The organism is Halomicrobium sp. IBSBa (genome assembly GCF_017612575.1).
Lineage (GTDB): Archaea > Halobacteriota > Halobacteria > Halobacteriales > Haloarculaceae > Halomicrobium.
Genome location: NZ_JADPQC010000008.1, coordinates 58964 through 72775, shown reverse-complemented (window position 1 = coordinate 72775; position 13812 = coordinate 58964). Strand labels below are relative to the sequence as shown.

12 protein-coding genes and 1 tRNA gene are annotated in these 13812 nt (G+C 65.8%); 5 read left to right on the top strand and 8 right to left on the bottom strand.

Annotation, left to right across the window (positions count from 1 at the left end; all coding sequences use genetic code 11):
* Positions 1–272: 272 nt before the first annotated feature.
* The 7 genes from IL252_RS15730 to IL252_RS15700 all read right to left on the bottom strand — a co-directional run bounded on the left by IL252_RS15730 (position 273) and on the right by IL252_RS15700 (position 6312).
* Complete coding sequence (locus tag IL252_RS15730) at positions 273–1958, bottom strand: winged helix-turn-helix domain-containing protein (protein WP_208628787.1); 1686 nt, start codon at positions 1956–1958, stop codon at positions 273–275.
* Positions 1955–2473, bottom strand: coding sequence for a hypothetical protein (locus IL252_RS15725; RefSeq protein ID WP_208628786.1), 519 nt, complete (start codon positions 2471–2473; stop codon positions 1955–1957). The genes IL252_RS15730 and IL252_RS15725 overlap by 4 nt, the downstream gene beginning before the upstream one ends.
* A 498-nt stretch (positions 2474–2971) precedes the next feature.
* A tRNA-Pro gene (locus tag IL252_RS15720) sits at positions 2972–3042 on the bottom strand.
* A 116-nt stretch (positions 3043–3158) separates the two neighbouring features.
* A complete protein-coding gene (locus IL252_RS15715) occupies positions 3159–4058 on the bottom strand; it encodes an RNA-guided pseudouridylation complex pseudouridine synthase subunit Cbf5 (RefSeq protein ID WP_208628785.1) in 900 nt (299 codons plus the stop codon).
* A 1-nt stretch (position 4059) separates the two neighbouring features.
* Positions 4060–4638, bottom strand: coding sequence for a (d)CMP kinase (cmk, locus tag IL252_RS15710; protein WP_208628784.1), 579 nt, complete (start codon positions 4636–4638; stop codon positions 4060–4062).
* 63 nt (positions 4639–4701) lie between these two features.
* Positions 4702–5622 (bottom strand): DUF106 domain-containing protein, encoded by a 921-nt coding sequence (locus IL252_RS15705; RefSeq protein WP_208628783.1) that lies wholly within the window; start codon positions 5620–5622, stop codon positions 4702–4704.
* Between the two features lie 39 nt (positions 5623–5661).
* Positions 5662–6312, bottom strand: coding sequence for an adenylate kinase (locus IL252_RS15700; RefSeq protein WP_208628782.1), 651 nt, complete (start codon positions 6310–6312; stop codon positions 5662–5664).
* A 146-nt stretch (positions 6313–6458) separates the two neighbouring features.
* Between IL252_RS15700 and IL252_RS15695 the strand changes: the two genes are divergently transcribed.
* The 5 genes from IL252_RS15695 (at position 6459) to IL252_RS15675 (ending at position 13226) form a co-directional block, all read left to right on the top strand.
* Positions 6459–7049, top strand: coding sequence for a DUF2150 family protein (locus IL252_RS15695; protein ID WP_208628781.1), 591 nt, complete (start codon positions 6459–6461; stop codon positions 7047–7049).
* A 62-nt stretch (positions 7050–7111) separates the two neighbouring features.
* The gene (locus IL252_RS15690; protein ID WP_208628780.1) at positions 7112–9469 is read left to right on the top strand and encodes an Ig-like domain-containing protein; all 2358 of its coding nucleotides are present in this window, start codon (positions 7112–7114) and stop codon (positions 9467–9469) included.
* A gap of 269 nt (positions 9470–9738) precedes the next feature.
* Entirely contained in the window at positions 9739–11082 is a 1344-nt protein-coding gene (gene hmgB / locus IL252_RS15685) for a hydroxymethylglutaryl-CoA synthase (protein ID WP_208628779.1), read from the top strand.
* Positions 11083–11220: 138 nt separating this feature from the next.
* Positions 11221–12429 carry a PQQ-binding-like beta-propeller repeat protein gene (locus tag IL252_RS15680; protein ID WP_208628778.1) on the top strand — a complete coding sequence of 403 codons (1209 nt, stop codon included), beginning with the start codon at positions 11221–11223 and terminating at the stop codon, positions 12427–12429.
* Complete coding sequence (locus IL252_RS15675) at positions 12426–13226, top strand: hypothetical protein (RefSeq protein WP_208628777.1); 801 nt, start codon at positions 12426–12428, stop codon at positions 13224–13226. Before IL252_RS15680 ends, IL252_RS15675 begins: the two co-directional genes overlap by 4 nt.
* Before the next feature lie 31 nt (positions 13227–13257).
* Here IL252_RS15675 and IL252_RS15670 read toward each other — a convergent pair whose 3' ends face one another.
* Positions 13258–13776: a hypothetical protein gene (locus IL252_RS15670; RefSeq protein WP_208628776.1), complete on the bottom strand. Its 519-nt coding sequence runs from the start codon at positions 13774–13776 to the stop codon at positions 13258–13260.
* Between the last annotated feature and the right edge of the window lie 36 nt (positions 13777–13812).

The window sequence follows — 13812 nt, the reverse complement described above, 5'->3', positions numbered from 1 at the left end:
CGACGGCCGACCACACGAGACCGGCGTTTTCGCGGTGAGAAGTGCCTGCTCACGGTCAATTCGGTGTCTTCTCGATCGGCGAGCGGAGCGAGAAACTGGCGCGAACTCGCCCCGATCGGGGCGGCCACCCCGTCGCGACGGCCCGAAAGAACGGATCGAAGACGCACTGAAACCGATCCTCTATGAGTGAGTACAGAAAAGTCGCGTAAGAAAGCCTGGAACGCGAGAGAAGTCACTATCCGCACGACCAGCGACCGGCGCCCGAGTTTGCCTCAGCCCGGTGGCTCGCTCAGATCGCGAACACGCACGTCGTAGGCAGTCCGATCGCCGTAGGTCAGTTCGCCGATCAGCTCGTCGACGCTCCCCCACTCGTTGAGGTACAGCCACTCCGAGCGGGTCGAGGCGTCGCCGTCAGTGTCGTCGACGGCGTCGGCAGTGTCCTCGGTGCTGTCGCGTTCGTCGCGTTCCTCACGGCGTTCTCGACGCTCTTGGGCGCGTTCGGCGAGATCCTCTTGCGTGTCGTCGGGGTTCGCTTTCGCCAGTATCTCCGTGGCGCGCTTCCAGAGGTCCTTGCTCACGAACGTGACGAGCACCGGATTCCCGCGCCGGGCGACGACACCGTTCTCAGCTAGTCGGGCGACGTGGTACCGGATCGTCGAGCGGGCGAGCCCAGTCTCTCGCTCCAGGTGGTCGTACGTCGCGCCGTTGGAGCGGGCAACGATCTTCAGGATATCGTACACGGCGTCAGTCGACTCTTTCAGCGCTTCTCGGTACACTTCCGTGGCGAGATCCTGATACCGTCGTCGAAGCATTTCACGCCGGCCAATCGGTCGTTCGAACTCGAACTGTTCGGCGAACGCGCCGTCGAAGTAGTCGTCTTCGACGTGGTCGGCACGGTCGAGCCCACCCCAGTAGGCGTGGGTGGCGACGATCGTCCGCAACTGGTCCAGCACGTCGTCCCAGTCGTCGACGTGGGGGTTCGCACCCCGATCAACACCGGCGTAGGCGGCTTCGAACTTCGGGTGTCGGTAGTAATCCGACTCCGGTCGCTTATGCCAGTCCTGTGCCTGGTAGATCTTCGTGTGAATGCTGTACTCCGTGCCATCGAAGCCAAGCAGGTCCCAGCGGTCGGATTCGACGGATACCTCACTCCAGCCTTCTCGATCGCGTTCCTGACCGGCCTCGATCTCCGAGCGGCCACCCCAGGCGATCAGGTCCTTCGAGTTCTCCAGGGCTTCGACAACACGGGGTTTCTTCTCGACATCGAAGCGGATGTGGGTCTCGGCCTTCGCGATGCGGCGGGACTCGTCGACGCGGTCGCGATCGACGTTCAGGGCGTCGCTGCCGTACACCGCCCGGAGCGCATCGTAGGCCCGGCTCTCTACCTCTTCGGCCTTCTCGGCCCACGTGGTCCACATCTGGAGTCGGGTACCTTCGCCGTAGGGACACTGCAGGGGATCACGTGAGTTCTGATACACCAGATCACGGTACTGGGGCATGATCTCGACTCTGAGTGAGACCGGGCCGGGTTCGAGCGACAGGCCGGCGTCATCGTCGTCGACGATCCGCCGGAGTAGTACGTCTTGCTGGTAGTAGGGACGATAGTCGCCGCCGGTCTCGGTGCCGGCCATCCACTTGCTCGACCGGACGACGAGCCCGTACTCGTGGCCGTCGTCGGGCACCCAGTCGAAGCGGTCTTCGACGCCGCGCTCGGCGATGTACGGCTCGATATCGCGGTTCGCGATGTGCTCCCGCCAGTAGTCGACGGCAGTGGCGTACAGCGTCTCACGCTCGTTCGGCGCGGCGTCGTGGTCGCTGGGAGACAGGTCCGCCAGCACGTTCTGTATGGCCGCACCGTGGGCGACGGGCTTGGGCATTGCAGTGGTCTCGTAGCCGCTGGCGACATCGTCGAAGCGAATGTGATCGTCGCCGGCCGGCTTCAGCGGATCGATACTCACTCGTCGCTCCCTCCGTCGGTCGCGACGGCACCCGTCTGGTCACTCTCGTCGGCGCTGGGACCGTCCTCGAACAGATGCGGGTATCGCTCTCGAAGCGGTCCGAAGATGCGTGTCGAGCTGTACGTACTCCGATCGCTGGCCTCGTCAATATCGTCGCGATCGGGATAGGAGCACTCCACGGGCGCGAGATCGCGAGGGTTGTCTCGCTGCTGTAGGCGTTCCGGCCGCTCGCCGATCTCGTTGAGCCGTCGCTCGCGCTGTTCGAGCGCGTTGATGACCGCCTCACGCGGACCGCCGTCGTCACCACGCTCCAGGGCACGCTCGACGCCGATCCACGCCCGGATCATTTCGATACTGTCGATGGAATCGATCCGCGTGCGAACGAGCTTTTCACGGCTCTTGTCGCCGAGAATACTCCAGTCGAGCCACCGAGCGGGATCTTCACCAACGTCGTCGCGGATCTTGGGGAAGGTCTCGCGAGTCCGACCGCTGGCGCTCTGGTTTGTCGACGGCATCACTGCCCTCCCACGTGGTGGTTGGCGACTTCTTGACTCTCGCTGTGCGACTGCACCGTCTCCCAGTTGAAGTGACGGCGCTCACTCGCCTCCGCGTCGTAGAGAAGCGACGCTTGAACGAAACCGGCAGTCACTGCCAGTCACCCCCGTCAGTCCGAGCCTTCGTGCGCTGGCCCCGGTTCCGGTTCGGGTGGTCCGCCGGGTCAGCCTTCGAGACAGTCTTCCCCGCGGCACTACCGGCTGACAGACGGGCCATACAGTCGCAGGCAGCACAGCGGTGGGCGACGTTGTCCTCGTCGCCGAAAGTCCGCCGGAAATCACGCGAGACGTGTGTCTCACAGTTCTGACAGACGGTCTTGTCGATCCGACTCTCGGGGAGACGCATCATGCGGACCACCCCACACTTAAACAGAGATATTTATTCCATCTATTTTTTGCCCGAAATTTAACTCTAGAAGCTCCAAGCTTCCAGTAATTTTGATCCGGGAAAGTTTGGAGTGGGACCGCCGAGATTCGAACTCAGGTCCTACCGACCCCATCGGCAGAGGATACCACTACCCCACGGTCCCGCACTCGGAATGAGGAGGGTCCACTAATTAAGGGCTACGCTTCGGCGTTGCGTGTGGGAGTCATCGTCTCGGTCGGGGCCGTCGAGTCGCGGCGGGTGTCGTCATCCAGAGAACCGTTAGACGAGGACGCGTTCGAGTTCGACGGCGACGCCGCCCTCGGCGTCGGGGTCGCCGACCAGTCGGCCCAGACACACCGCCGCGCCGTCGGGCGTCACGCAGCACACCTCGGCACCCTGCTCGGCGTCGGTCTCGATGACGCCAGGCGCGTAGACGGGTGCGCCGTGTGCTACCTCGCGGGCGGCGCTGGGGGCGATCGTGACCGTCGGGTAACCACGGAGTGCGTGCTCGGCGGGTGCGACTGTCTCGTGGAGCCAGCCCTCGTCGTCGTTGTCGGCCCACTCGGCCAGCGCGTCGACGAGGTCCTCCATAGTCACGAGGTCGCGATCGTCGAAGTCCCCGGTCGCGGTGCGTCGGAGTTCGCCCATGTGTGCGCCGGTCCCGAGCGCGAGCCCGATGTCGTGACAGAGCTTGCGGACGTACGTGCCAGAGCCACAGCGGACGCGCAGGAGTGCCCGGCGGTCGTGGCGTTCGAGGACGTCCAGCGCGTGGATCGTCCGGCTGCGGAGCCGTCGTTTCACGGCGCTCTTGCGCGGGGGCTTCTGGTAGATCTCGCCCTCGAACTCGGCGACGATGGAGTCGAAGTCCGGCGGTGCCTGGTCGTGGAGTTCGAGGATCGTGACGTACTCTTTGACCGCGTCGTCGAACACGCGTGCCGCGCGGGCGGCGTCGCCGAGCAAGATCGGGAGACAGCCCGTGACCTTCGGGTCGAGCGTGCCGCCGTGTGCGACGCGCCCGAGCGTCCGGTCGTCGCCGGCCGCGTCGAGCGCGTCGTCGACGGCGTCCCGGACCCAGGCAGCCACCTGGTGGGCGGAGGGGCCGGGCGGCTTGTCGAGGTTGACGACGCCGAAGGTGAGCAGATCGGCGGGCGACCGGTGTTCGGGCGCGTCGCGGACCATCTCAGAACTCGTAGGTGACGCCGGCCGTCGGTGCTTTCCCCTCGTCACCGTCCGGTTCGTAGGCGTCGACGGCGGCGACGATGAGTTCCTGGACGCCGCTCTCGTCCCAGCGGGCGGTGTTGATCGAGAGGTCGTAGATCGATCGGTCGTCGATGTCGATGCCGTAGTACTCCTGGTAGCGCAGCCCTTCGCTCTCGGCGCGGGCCTGCGTCTCCTCTCTGGCCTCGGCGACCGGCTTCTCCTCGCGGTCGGCGATCCGTTCGGCTCGCACGTCTAGTGGTGCGTCGAGCCACAGCTTCAGGTCGGCGTAGTCACCGGCCATCCAGCCGGCCAGCCGGGATTCGAGGACGAGATCGTCTTCCTCGCGAGCAGTCGAGCGCAGTCGCCGGTCGAGGTCGCGGTCGATCTGGTCGTCGGATTCGGCCTGCTGGTTGAGTTCGACCAGCGAGACGCCGCGTTCCTCGGCCAGCGAGCGAAAGATGTCGCCGCCGCTGACGTGGTCGTATCCGAGTGCCTCGGCGAGGTTCGCGGCGAGTGTGCTCTTGCCGCTACCCGCCGGTCCGGAAACGGTGATCAACATGTATCGACTGGTGAGGGCGCGAATAAAGAGGCTGTCTGTTTCCGGTCGCGTTCGCGGGGTCGGCTACCCCGTCGGCGAGGTCTGGACGTTCAGTGCCTTCCGGAGCAGTTGGCTGAAGCCAAGCGAGCACAGGAAGTACCAGAGGATCCAGGCCTGGAGCGGTCCGAGGACGCCCTGCTGCCAGTTCGAGACCTCGCCCACCAGGGGGAGGACCATCACGGTCTCTGCGGCCTCGATGTGGCCGTCGCGGATCATCCAGTACATCCAGAGGAAGGCGGGGATCGTCAGCAGCATGATCCACACCATCGGTCGGAACTGGGCCTTGAACATGCCCAGCTGGTCGCCCATCGCCTCCATCTGCTCTTGCTGGATCTCGTCGAGGGCTTCGTCGTCGCCGCGCTCTTTGGCGGCCTCACGGCGGTCCTGGAGATCCTGCATCTTCTCCTGGTACTTTCCCATGACTTCCGAGTCCATGAGGTTGTCCTGGAGGAGTGTCGACCAGAGACCTGTCATGATCGCCAGCACGAGGATGACGACGTAGAACGGAACCACGTCGTTGAGCGGTCCCAGCACGATGTCGATCGTGCCGCCGACGAGTGACCGCACGTCCTGTTGCATGTAGCCGGCGAACAGGCCCACGGTGACCAGGGCCGCGCCCTTGTCGTAACTGGTCCAGTTGACGCCCTCGTCGTCGCCGTCGCCGTCGCCGTCGCCGCTGGTGGCTGCGGCGGCTTCGACGCTGTCTTCGCCGAGCGCGTCGCGGATCCCGTCGGGGTCGCTGAGGACGAACCCCGCTCCGTCGGCGTCGACCAGCAGCCCCTTCTCGATGAGCCGGCCCCACTGACCGCTCGTGAGATCGTCGCTCACGTCGGCCCAGGAGACGGTCCCCTGCTCCTCGGCGACGGCGAGGACAGTCGCCAGTGCGTCGGTCATGTCCTCGCCCTCGCTGGCGAGCGACTCTACTTTCTGGGCGGTACGTGCCATTCGTGTACTACTCTACAGCGGCGAGCCCTTATCAACGTTTTACTCGACGCGCGCGTCGATGGCGTCCTGGATGTCGGCCCAGACCTCGTCGGGGGTCTGCTCGCCGTCGATGGCGACGAAGGCGTCCTCGCCCTCGTAGTGGTCGATCACCGGCTGGGTGTTCTCGTCGAACACGTCCAGACGGTTGCGGACGGACTCCTCGTTGTCGTCGTCTCGCTGGATCAGGTCGCCGCCACAGTCGTCACAGACGCCGTCTTCTTCGGGCGGGCTGAACTCGACGTGGTAGTTCGCGCCACAGTCGTCACACACCCGGCGGCCGGTGAGTCGGTCGACCAGTTCCTCGCGAGCGACCGACAGCGAGAGGATCACGTCGAGGTCGGTCATGTCTTGGAGTTCCTCGGCCTGTTCGAGGTTCCGGGGATAGCCGTCCAGGACGAAGCCGTCGGCCTGGCTGAGTGCCTCGTCGACGATGGCGTTGACGACTTTGTCCGGGACGAGGTCACCGGCGTCCATGTACGCGCCCGGCGTGTCGTACTCCGTGTCCATGTCGGAGATGTCCATCTCCTTGTTGCCACGGAGCGCGTCGCCGGTCGTGACGTGCTCGACGCCGTAGCTCTCGGCGATGTTGCTCGATTGTGTGCCCTTGCCCGCACCCGGCGGACCCAGAATCAGGATTCGTGGTGCTGCCATACCCGCCGATTCTGCGGGGTGCAATAAATGATTGTCCAAACCGTTCGACGGCTCGATCGACTGTCGCGCCTCTGTGGATCGGTACGGTAACTTCTTGCGTCCCCGGTGGTCGAAAGTACTATCCCCGGCCATGTGTAGGGAGGGATATGAGCACTCCACCGGGGGAGTACTACACGGAGGAACGGTGGCAAAACTGGATCGACCGCCTCGACGAAGAGGAGATCGATCCGGAAGACGAGGATTCCGCTCGCCTGCTGTTGAATCTGCAGGACGATGCGGCGATCGCCGTCGCCAAGATCATCACCGATCACGACGACGAGTTGATCGATCAGGACACCGCGCTCGAGGAGATCGCGGACATCCGCGCGATCGTCCTCGAAGAGATCGACCTCGACGACGAGGAGACCGTCATGCTGATCGACGGCGTCCAGACCTCCCTCGTCTGTGTCTTCTACGCCGCCGAGGAGTACATCGCCGAGGGCCCCGCCGAGGAGGGAACGGTCATCGACTACATCGAGGCCGCGGCCGACGCCGAGGCCGAGGAGGACCTCGACGCGGCGCTCGGGTACTGCGTCCAGGCCGGCACGCTGGTCATCGACGGCGAGGAACTCGACGTGGACGCGGCCGCGGAACTCGAGTACGGACTGGTCTCGGAGTGGGCCAACGGACTCGATAGCCTCCAGACGGCAATGAGCGACCCCGAGGTCGTCGAAGAAGACGAAGAGGGCGACGCGTAGTCGTTATCGTTTGGATCATAGCTGCGGACAGCTTTTTTACCGGGTACTGACAAGGACGGGCAATGCGACTCCGGGACGACGACCGCGCCCAGTCGGTCCAGATCGGAGCGGTGTTGCTGTTCGCGATGCTCGTCGTCGCGTTTTCGAGCTATCAGGCCTTCGTCGTCCCGAACCAGAACCGCGCGGTCGAGTTCAACCACAACCAGGATATTCGAGACCAGATGCAGGATCTGCGCAACGAACTGGTCTCGATCCACGGCGAGACGGCGACCAGATCGGTGACGCTGACGCTCGGGACCCGCTATCCCGCCAGACTCGTCGCCGTCAACCCCGGGCCCGCCTCGGGGACGATCCGCACCAGCGGAACCGCGGATTCCGGGGCGAATCTGACGATCGTGAACGCCACCGCCAGCGGTGAGACCGGCGACTTCTGGAACGGCACGGGTCGGCGCTACGACACCGGCTTCCTCGTCTACCAGCCCAGCTACAACGTCTACGGACAGGCACCCGAGACGGCGTACGAGAACACGGTCCTGTCGAACCGCTTCGCGGACGAGAGCCTGGCCGCAACAGGCCAGACGATGATCGACGGCAAGCGGATCAGCCTCGTGACGATCAACGGCTCTCTGAGCCGGACCCAGGCCGGTTCGACGAGCCTGGACCTCGAACCGGTGAGTACGTCGACGACGACGGTCGCGGTGTCCAACGACTCCTCGAACGTGACACTCTCGGCGGCGACGCAGCTGTCCGAGTCCGAGTGGGACGCGCTCCTGGCGGACCAACGCGACGAGAACGGTGGTCACGTCCTCGACTACGAGGTTCAGACGATCGCTGGCGCTCGGTACGATCGTCTGTCGGTCACGCTCGAACCGAACGTCTCCTACCGGCTCCGCATGACGAAAGTCGGGGTCGGGAGTCAGGTCACTGCGGAAGACGAGGCGTATCTCACTGACGCCGCGGGCAACGCGACGCGACTGGAAACTGGTGATACGACGACGGTGACCCTCGAACTCCGGGATGCGTACAACAACCCCGTGACGGACGGACAGATCAACGCGTCGGCGGAGAGCGGGACGCTCTCCCCCAACCAGGTAGCGACCGACGAGAACGGACAGGCGACGTTTACCTACGACAGCACCGGCGTCGCCGGTGGGCAGTGGGTCGACCTGCAGTTCAGTGCCGTGACGGAGCCGGCGACCTCGTTCGACGGGACGACGCCGCGCAACGTCACGATGCGGGTCTACGTCGAGAGCGAACCGTCACGTTCACCACCAGCTGGCAGCGGTGCGTACAACGTCACGTGGCTGGACCCGTCCGATCAAACCGGGATCGACTGTCCGAACGGAGTGGACAATCCCTGTACGCTGGACTTCTCTCAGACCTCCGAAGCGACGCTGTCGATGGCGACAGACCCGATTGTCGACGGCGGAGCGGTACAGTACGCGACAAACGATACGCAGGTCGGTACGGTGTCTGCTTCGGGAACGACGAATGCCGTCGGGGAGAACTCGACGACGTTGACACCGGTGAACAACGGAGGGGTGACCGTATACACGTCGAGTGGCGGGGGAGGCGACCGTCTGAGCTTTGAGATCATCAACAGGGACACCCTCGTGTACAACGACGACGCCGTGACCAACGACGGCCCGGATACGGACAGCGTCGCTGGCGGAGTGAACTTCTCCGTCACGAACGGTTTCGGCGAGAGCGTCACGATCACCGATGTCAGGATAGCGCCGGCGAACAGCGCTATTACGACCCTCAGTGACGACGTGTTCCCGAACGACGAACCCTTGGCGAGCGAGGTGTACGTCGCCGCGGACCTGTCCGATGCCCACGTCGATTACGGCGGTGGAACCGGTGTTCCGCGAACCGTGGACCTGGACACCGACGGGCAAAGCAACGACGGGAACGCACAACTTTCGGACGGCGCAACGGCGACGTTCTACCTCTACGAGTTCACCGACGGCACCTCATCGGTCGACATGAGCGGCGAAGACGTGGAGGTCACGGTCACCTACCAGCCAGCGAGTGGCGGAACCGAGACGAAGACGTTTACCATCACGCCGACCGGCGGGGGCGGCGGAGGGGGTGGCGGCAGTTCCGCGCCGTCGGCGACCATAACAAGCGCGACCTACAGCGCCGGGTCCTCGCCGCCGAGCGACCGGTACGACGTCACCGTCGACGTCGCAGACGCGGACGGCGATCTCGACCGCGTCGAGTACGAACTTGTCGATTCGTCGGGTACGGTTGTCGACACGGCGACGGACAACGGTGTGAGCGGCTCCAGCGACACCTCGGCTGAGCAACTGGTCGCACAGACCAACGAGCGCGATAGTTCGTATACCATTAGGGTGACCGTCTACGACTCCGCATCTAACACGGGGAGCGGTCAGGCCGTCGTCTCGGGTAGCGGCTGACCGACCGATCGGTGTCTCCCGAGCTACCGATCGGAATGTGGATGCGTATTCCACTGACCGTCAGCAGTACCGTACTACGACACTGACTCCCGTCACACGACAGTATTCTGTCTGACCCAGACGACGGCAGCTTCGCAGAAACGAGCGACAGGCTCACACTCTGTCGCCGACCGTCGGTCGGCTCGACCTTACGGGGTGCGCAGATATGTTCGACGATCGTCGAAGCTATAGTCGACAGTATCTTATACGGCGGCGGTAACTCTCAGTGTATGACAACGGTCGGTATCGACGCGATCGAGATTCGGACGGGCAAGCTCCAACTGGACCTCGCGGAGACGTTCGCGCCGGCACAGGACGAAGACCCCGGCAAGTACACGAAAGGGCTCGGTCTCCACGTCTCTTCGTTCCCGGACGTGTACGAGGACATCGTGACGATGGCAGCCAACGCGGCACACCGGCTCATGGAGCGCAAGGGTCTGACGCCCGACGACATCGGTCGGATCGACGTGGCGACGGAGTCGGCCTTCGACAACTCCAAGCCGGTCTCGACGTACGTCGCCGGCTGTCTCGAACAGGTGTACGACGATGACTTCCACCACGCCAACAAGGGCGAGCGGAAGTTCGCCTGCATCGCCGGGACCCAGAGCCTCGACGACGCCTACAACTGGATCCGCGCGGGCCGCAATCGCGGCCGCAAGGCGCTCGTGATCGCGACCGACACCGCGCTGTACGCCCGCGACGACCCCGGCGAGGCGACGCAGGGTGCCGGCGCGGTTGCGATGATCGTCGACGAAGACCCCGACTTCGTCGAGCTGTCGACCGACCAGGGATTTGGCAGCGCCGACGAGACGGACTTCCTGAAGCCCAACCAGCAGTTCCCCTCGGTCGACGGCAAGCGCTCGATGAAAGTGTACCTCGCACGCATGCGCGAGGCGATGGAGGACCTCGAACGCGCCGGGGTCGAACTCCACCCCGACGACTTCGCGCTGATCCCGTTTCACACGCCGTTCCCGGGCATGGTCCGCAAGGCCGCTGCTCTGGGCTATCGCCACGTCTGTCGTGACACGGACGTCGAACTCGAACTGGCCGAGGAAATCGGCCGTCAGCCCCGCCGCGAGGAGTTCAAGACACAGGAGCAGTTCTTCGACGCCATCGAGGAGTACACGGACGCACTCACCGAGACGGAACGCTACGAGGACTGGTACGCCGACACGATCGAGCCGACCCTCGAAATCGCCCGCGAGGTGGGCAACTGGTACACTGGCTCCGTCCACGTCGCCCGCGTCGCCGGCCTCAAGCACGCACTGGAACACGACCGAGACCTGACCGGGGCCCAGCTCCTCGTGGCCTCCTACGGCTCGGGCGCACAGGCCGAGATCCACGCCGAGACGGTCGCCGACGGCTGGAAAGCGGAAATCGAGGCGCTCAACGTCGACGACCAGCTCGACCGGCGCTACGACATCTCCTTCGAGGAGTACGAGCGCATCCACGACGTCCACAACCACGACACCGACGACTACGCCGACGTGGAGGAACTCACCACGCCAAGCGAGGAGTTCGTCTTCGACGGCTGGGGTCGGATGGGCGAACGGAAGTATCGCTACGTGCGGTAGGCAGTCGGACGGATCGAGAGCGGAGCGAACGATCCGTTTTTTCGCCCACGTGTTTCCGCGTCGGGTGCGCTCGCGGATGCCGGTTCGCGACCGGGGAACCACCACCGATTATTGTCCGCCGGCTGAAGAGGGGCGGTGATGCCCTCCACTCGACGACGGTTGCTCGCGTCTGCCGGATTCGCACTCGCTGGCGCTGTCGGCGGTTCCGTTGCCGGCGCACAGTCCGAGTCGCCCCCCGAACCACTCTCGTGGCCGATGGCCCGCTACGACGCGGCCGGCACGGCCTCCCACTCCTCCGCGACGGGGCCCCGCGGCGAGGTCGAGGTCGCCTGGAGCCACGAGTCGACGGACTGGTTCCGGGGGACCACGTCGCCGATCAGCGTCGGTGGCCGGCTCTACGCGGCCGGGGGCGGCCTGCTCGCGCTGGACCCGGAAAACGGAGAGCGGGCCTTCGGAGCCACGGGTCCTTATCAGTCGAGTCCCGCCCGTGCCCCGGCCGCCATCTACGAGACGGCGACGCTGGCCGTGACCACGCCGACGGAGGTCTTCGGTCTGAACGAGGGCGGCGGGATCGGCGTGCCCCTGACGGACGAGCGTCTGGGTGTCGAGCGGTGGCGCGAGCCGGGTTCGAAGCCCGGCTTCTTCGGCCCCCTGGAACCGCCGTCGCCGGTCGTCGCCGACGAGACGATCTACACCCCCGTTCCGGCCGGGGAGTCGCTCGTCGCGCTGGACTCCGAGAGCGGCCACGTTCGCTGGCGGGTGGCGTTCGACGACGAGGAGACGAGTTCGTCGTTCCAGCGCCCGGCCATCCGGGACGGGCTCGTCTTCGCGACGGCCTGGCCCGGACAGGTGTCGGCCTATCGCGCCGAGAGCGGAGTCCGGGGGTGGCACCGCAACCTCGACGAACAGATGATCAGTTCACCGGTCGCGACGGCGGAGGGCGTGGTCGTTCAGACTCGCGAGGATGTCCGTTTGCTCGATCCAGCGGACGGCAGTCGCCTGTGGGACACCGACCTCGACGCGAACGTCACCGACAGTGTCCCGGCGGTCGCCGACGGGACCGTGTTCGTGGCCGACGAACTCGGATCGATGCGCGCGCTCGATCTCGCGAGCGGCGAGGTGCTGTGGACGACCCCGTTCGACGGCAAGACGGCTCCCGTCGTGGCCGACGGCGTCGTGTACGCGGTCCGCTCGGGGTTCGAACTGGTCGGACTCGACGCCGCGAGCGGCGAGCGACTGTTCACCTACCGGCCCTCGCAGGTCCCGCTGTCCGCGCCGATCGTCGGCGACGGACGGCTGTACGCCGCCAACCGAAAGCGCGTGATCGCTCTGGAGGAGACGGCATGACGCCGGAGTCAGACGGCGGGACGGTCGTCGACGACGGTGCCGTCGACGAGCGGTCGTCACCGCAGACGACGGTGACCGTGCTGCGGGCCGCCCTGACGGAACTCCGGCGGGACCCCCGGCTGCTGGGTCCGTTCGCCGTCGCCGGGCTCCTTGTCGCACTCGCAGACTGGCTCCGGCAGTGGGACCCGATCCCCGTCGCGACGCCCAACTGGATGGCCGAGACCGTCAGCCTCCAGTACTCGGTGTTCCCCCGCGGGACCGCCCGAACCGGCAGACGCATCGGTGCGGTCGTGGATCTGGAGCTGCCGTACCTCCTGAGTGCAGTCGCCCTGGAAACCGCCGTCTTGCTGGCGGTCGGCGCGGCCGGGTGGCTGACGATGACGCGCGCCCTCGACGGCCAGCGAGACCGCGGGTCGCTGACTCGCTACCTCGCGGTGCTCGCCACTGTGACGGCCGTTCTCGGCGTGTTCGGTCCCGTCGAGTTCTCGCCGGGGAGCGTCCCGCTGGGACTGCTCGTCGTGTTCGCCATCTCGTTCGTGGTGGTCTCGCTGTTCCCGTTTCCCGGATACCTCGCCGTCGGCCTCGGCGTCCCGGCGGCGCTGCGGGCGAGCGTCTCGGCGGCGCGCGGACAGCGCTTCCGGCTGTTCGGCCTCGTCCTCGCGTTCGGTCTCGCCGTCTGGGGGCTGGCGCTGGTCCCCGTCGCCGGTGGATTCCTGAGCACGGCGCTCGTGGCTCCGGTCCAGGCCGTCTCGATCGCCGTCTTGCTCCGGCGGTCCGGGCCGGTGTCCGCCGAGTGACACCGGGCACTCGCCGGCCGTCCGCCCTCGCTCAGCGGAGGAGCCAGTCGAGACCGGAGGCACACGTGTAGCTCCCGCCGGTGCCGTCCGATTCGAGCCTGAGTTCGTGCTCTTGCTCGCGCTCGGTGCAGGTGCGGATGTCGGTGTGGACGTGGCGCTGGTCGTCGCCGAGATCCTCGACGACGTAGATCGTGACGTTCCCCGGCGTCCAGGCCTCGACCGTCGTCGTCACGTTCTCGCCCGGCTCGACGGTGTGGCGCTGGCTGGGGACGCCGTCGTCGGCTATCGTCACGTTCCGGAACTCGCCGGGCCAGTAGAGCTGTTCGAGCGTCGCGAGTCGGCGGTCGCCGTCGTCGGTCGTAACGGCGAAGTTCAGCTCCATCACGGACTCGGTCTCGGCGACGGTGTAGGCGGTCACGCGGTGGGGGGTGTCTGCCTGGTTCTCGATCGTCAGCTCGGGCGGGGCGTCGATCACCCCTCCGGCGGCGACGGAGAGTCCACTCAGGGCGAGCAATCCGACGAGGAGGGCGGTCGTCGTTCGGGGGGCCATGGTGTCGGCGACGAAGGGGGAACTAACGGTTCTTTC

Excerpts from the sequence above, each read along its gene's own strand:
- IL252_RS15705 (WP_208628783.1), bottom strand. The coding sequence starts at position 5,622 with ATGGCACGTACCGCCCAGAAAGTAGAGTCGCTCGCCAGCGAGGGCGAG.
- IL252_RS15725 (WP_208628786.1), bottom strand. The coding sequence starts at position 2,473 with ATGCCGTCGACAAACCAGAGCGCCAGCGGTCGGACTCGCGAGACCTTC.
- IL252_RS15675 (WP_208628777.1), top strand. The coding sequence starts at position 12,426 with ATGACGCCGGAGTCAGACGGCGGGACGGTCGTCGACGACGGTGCCGTC.
- IL252_RS15670 (WP_208628776.1), bottom strand. The coding sequence starts at position 13,776 with ATGGCCCCCCGAACGACGACCGCCCTCCTCGTCGGATTGCTCGCCCTG.
- IL252_RS15690 (WP_208628780.1), top strand. The coding sequence starts at position 7,112 with ATGCGACTCCGGGACGACGACCGCGCCCAGTCGGTCCAGATCGGAGCG.
- IL252_RS15695 (WP_208628781.1), top strand. The coding sequence starts at position 6,459 with ATGAGCACTCCACCGGGGGAGTACTACACGGAGGAACGGTGGCAAAAC.
- IL252_RS15715 (WP_208628785.1), bottom strand. The coding sequence starts at position 4,058 with ATGGTCCGCGACGCGCCCGAACACCGGTCGCCCGCCGATCTGCTCACC.
- IL252_RS15680 (WP_208628778.1), top strand. The coding sequence starts at position 11,221 with ATGCCCTCCACTCGACGACGGTTGCTCGCGTCTGCCGGATTCGCACTC.
- IL252_RS15700 (WP_208628782.1), bottom strand. The coding sequence starts at position 6,312 with ATGGCAGCACCACGAATCCTGATTCTGGGTCCGCCGGGTGCGGGCAAG.
- hmgB (WP_208628779.1), top strand. The coding sequence starts at position 9,739 with ATGACAACGGTCGGTATCGACGCGATCGAGATTCGGACGGGCAAGCTC.
- cmk (WP_208628784.1), bottom strand. The coding sequence starts at position 4,638 with ATGTTGATCACCGTTTCCGGACCGGCGGGTAGCGGCAAGAGCACACTC.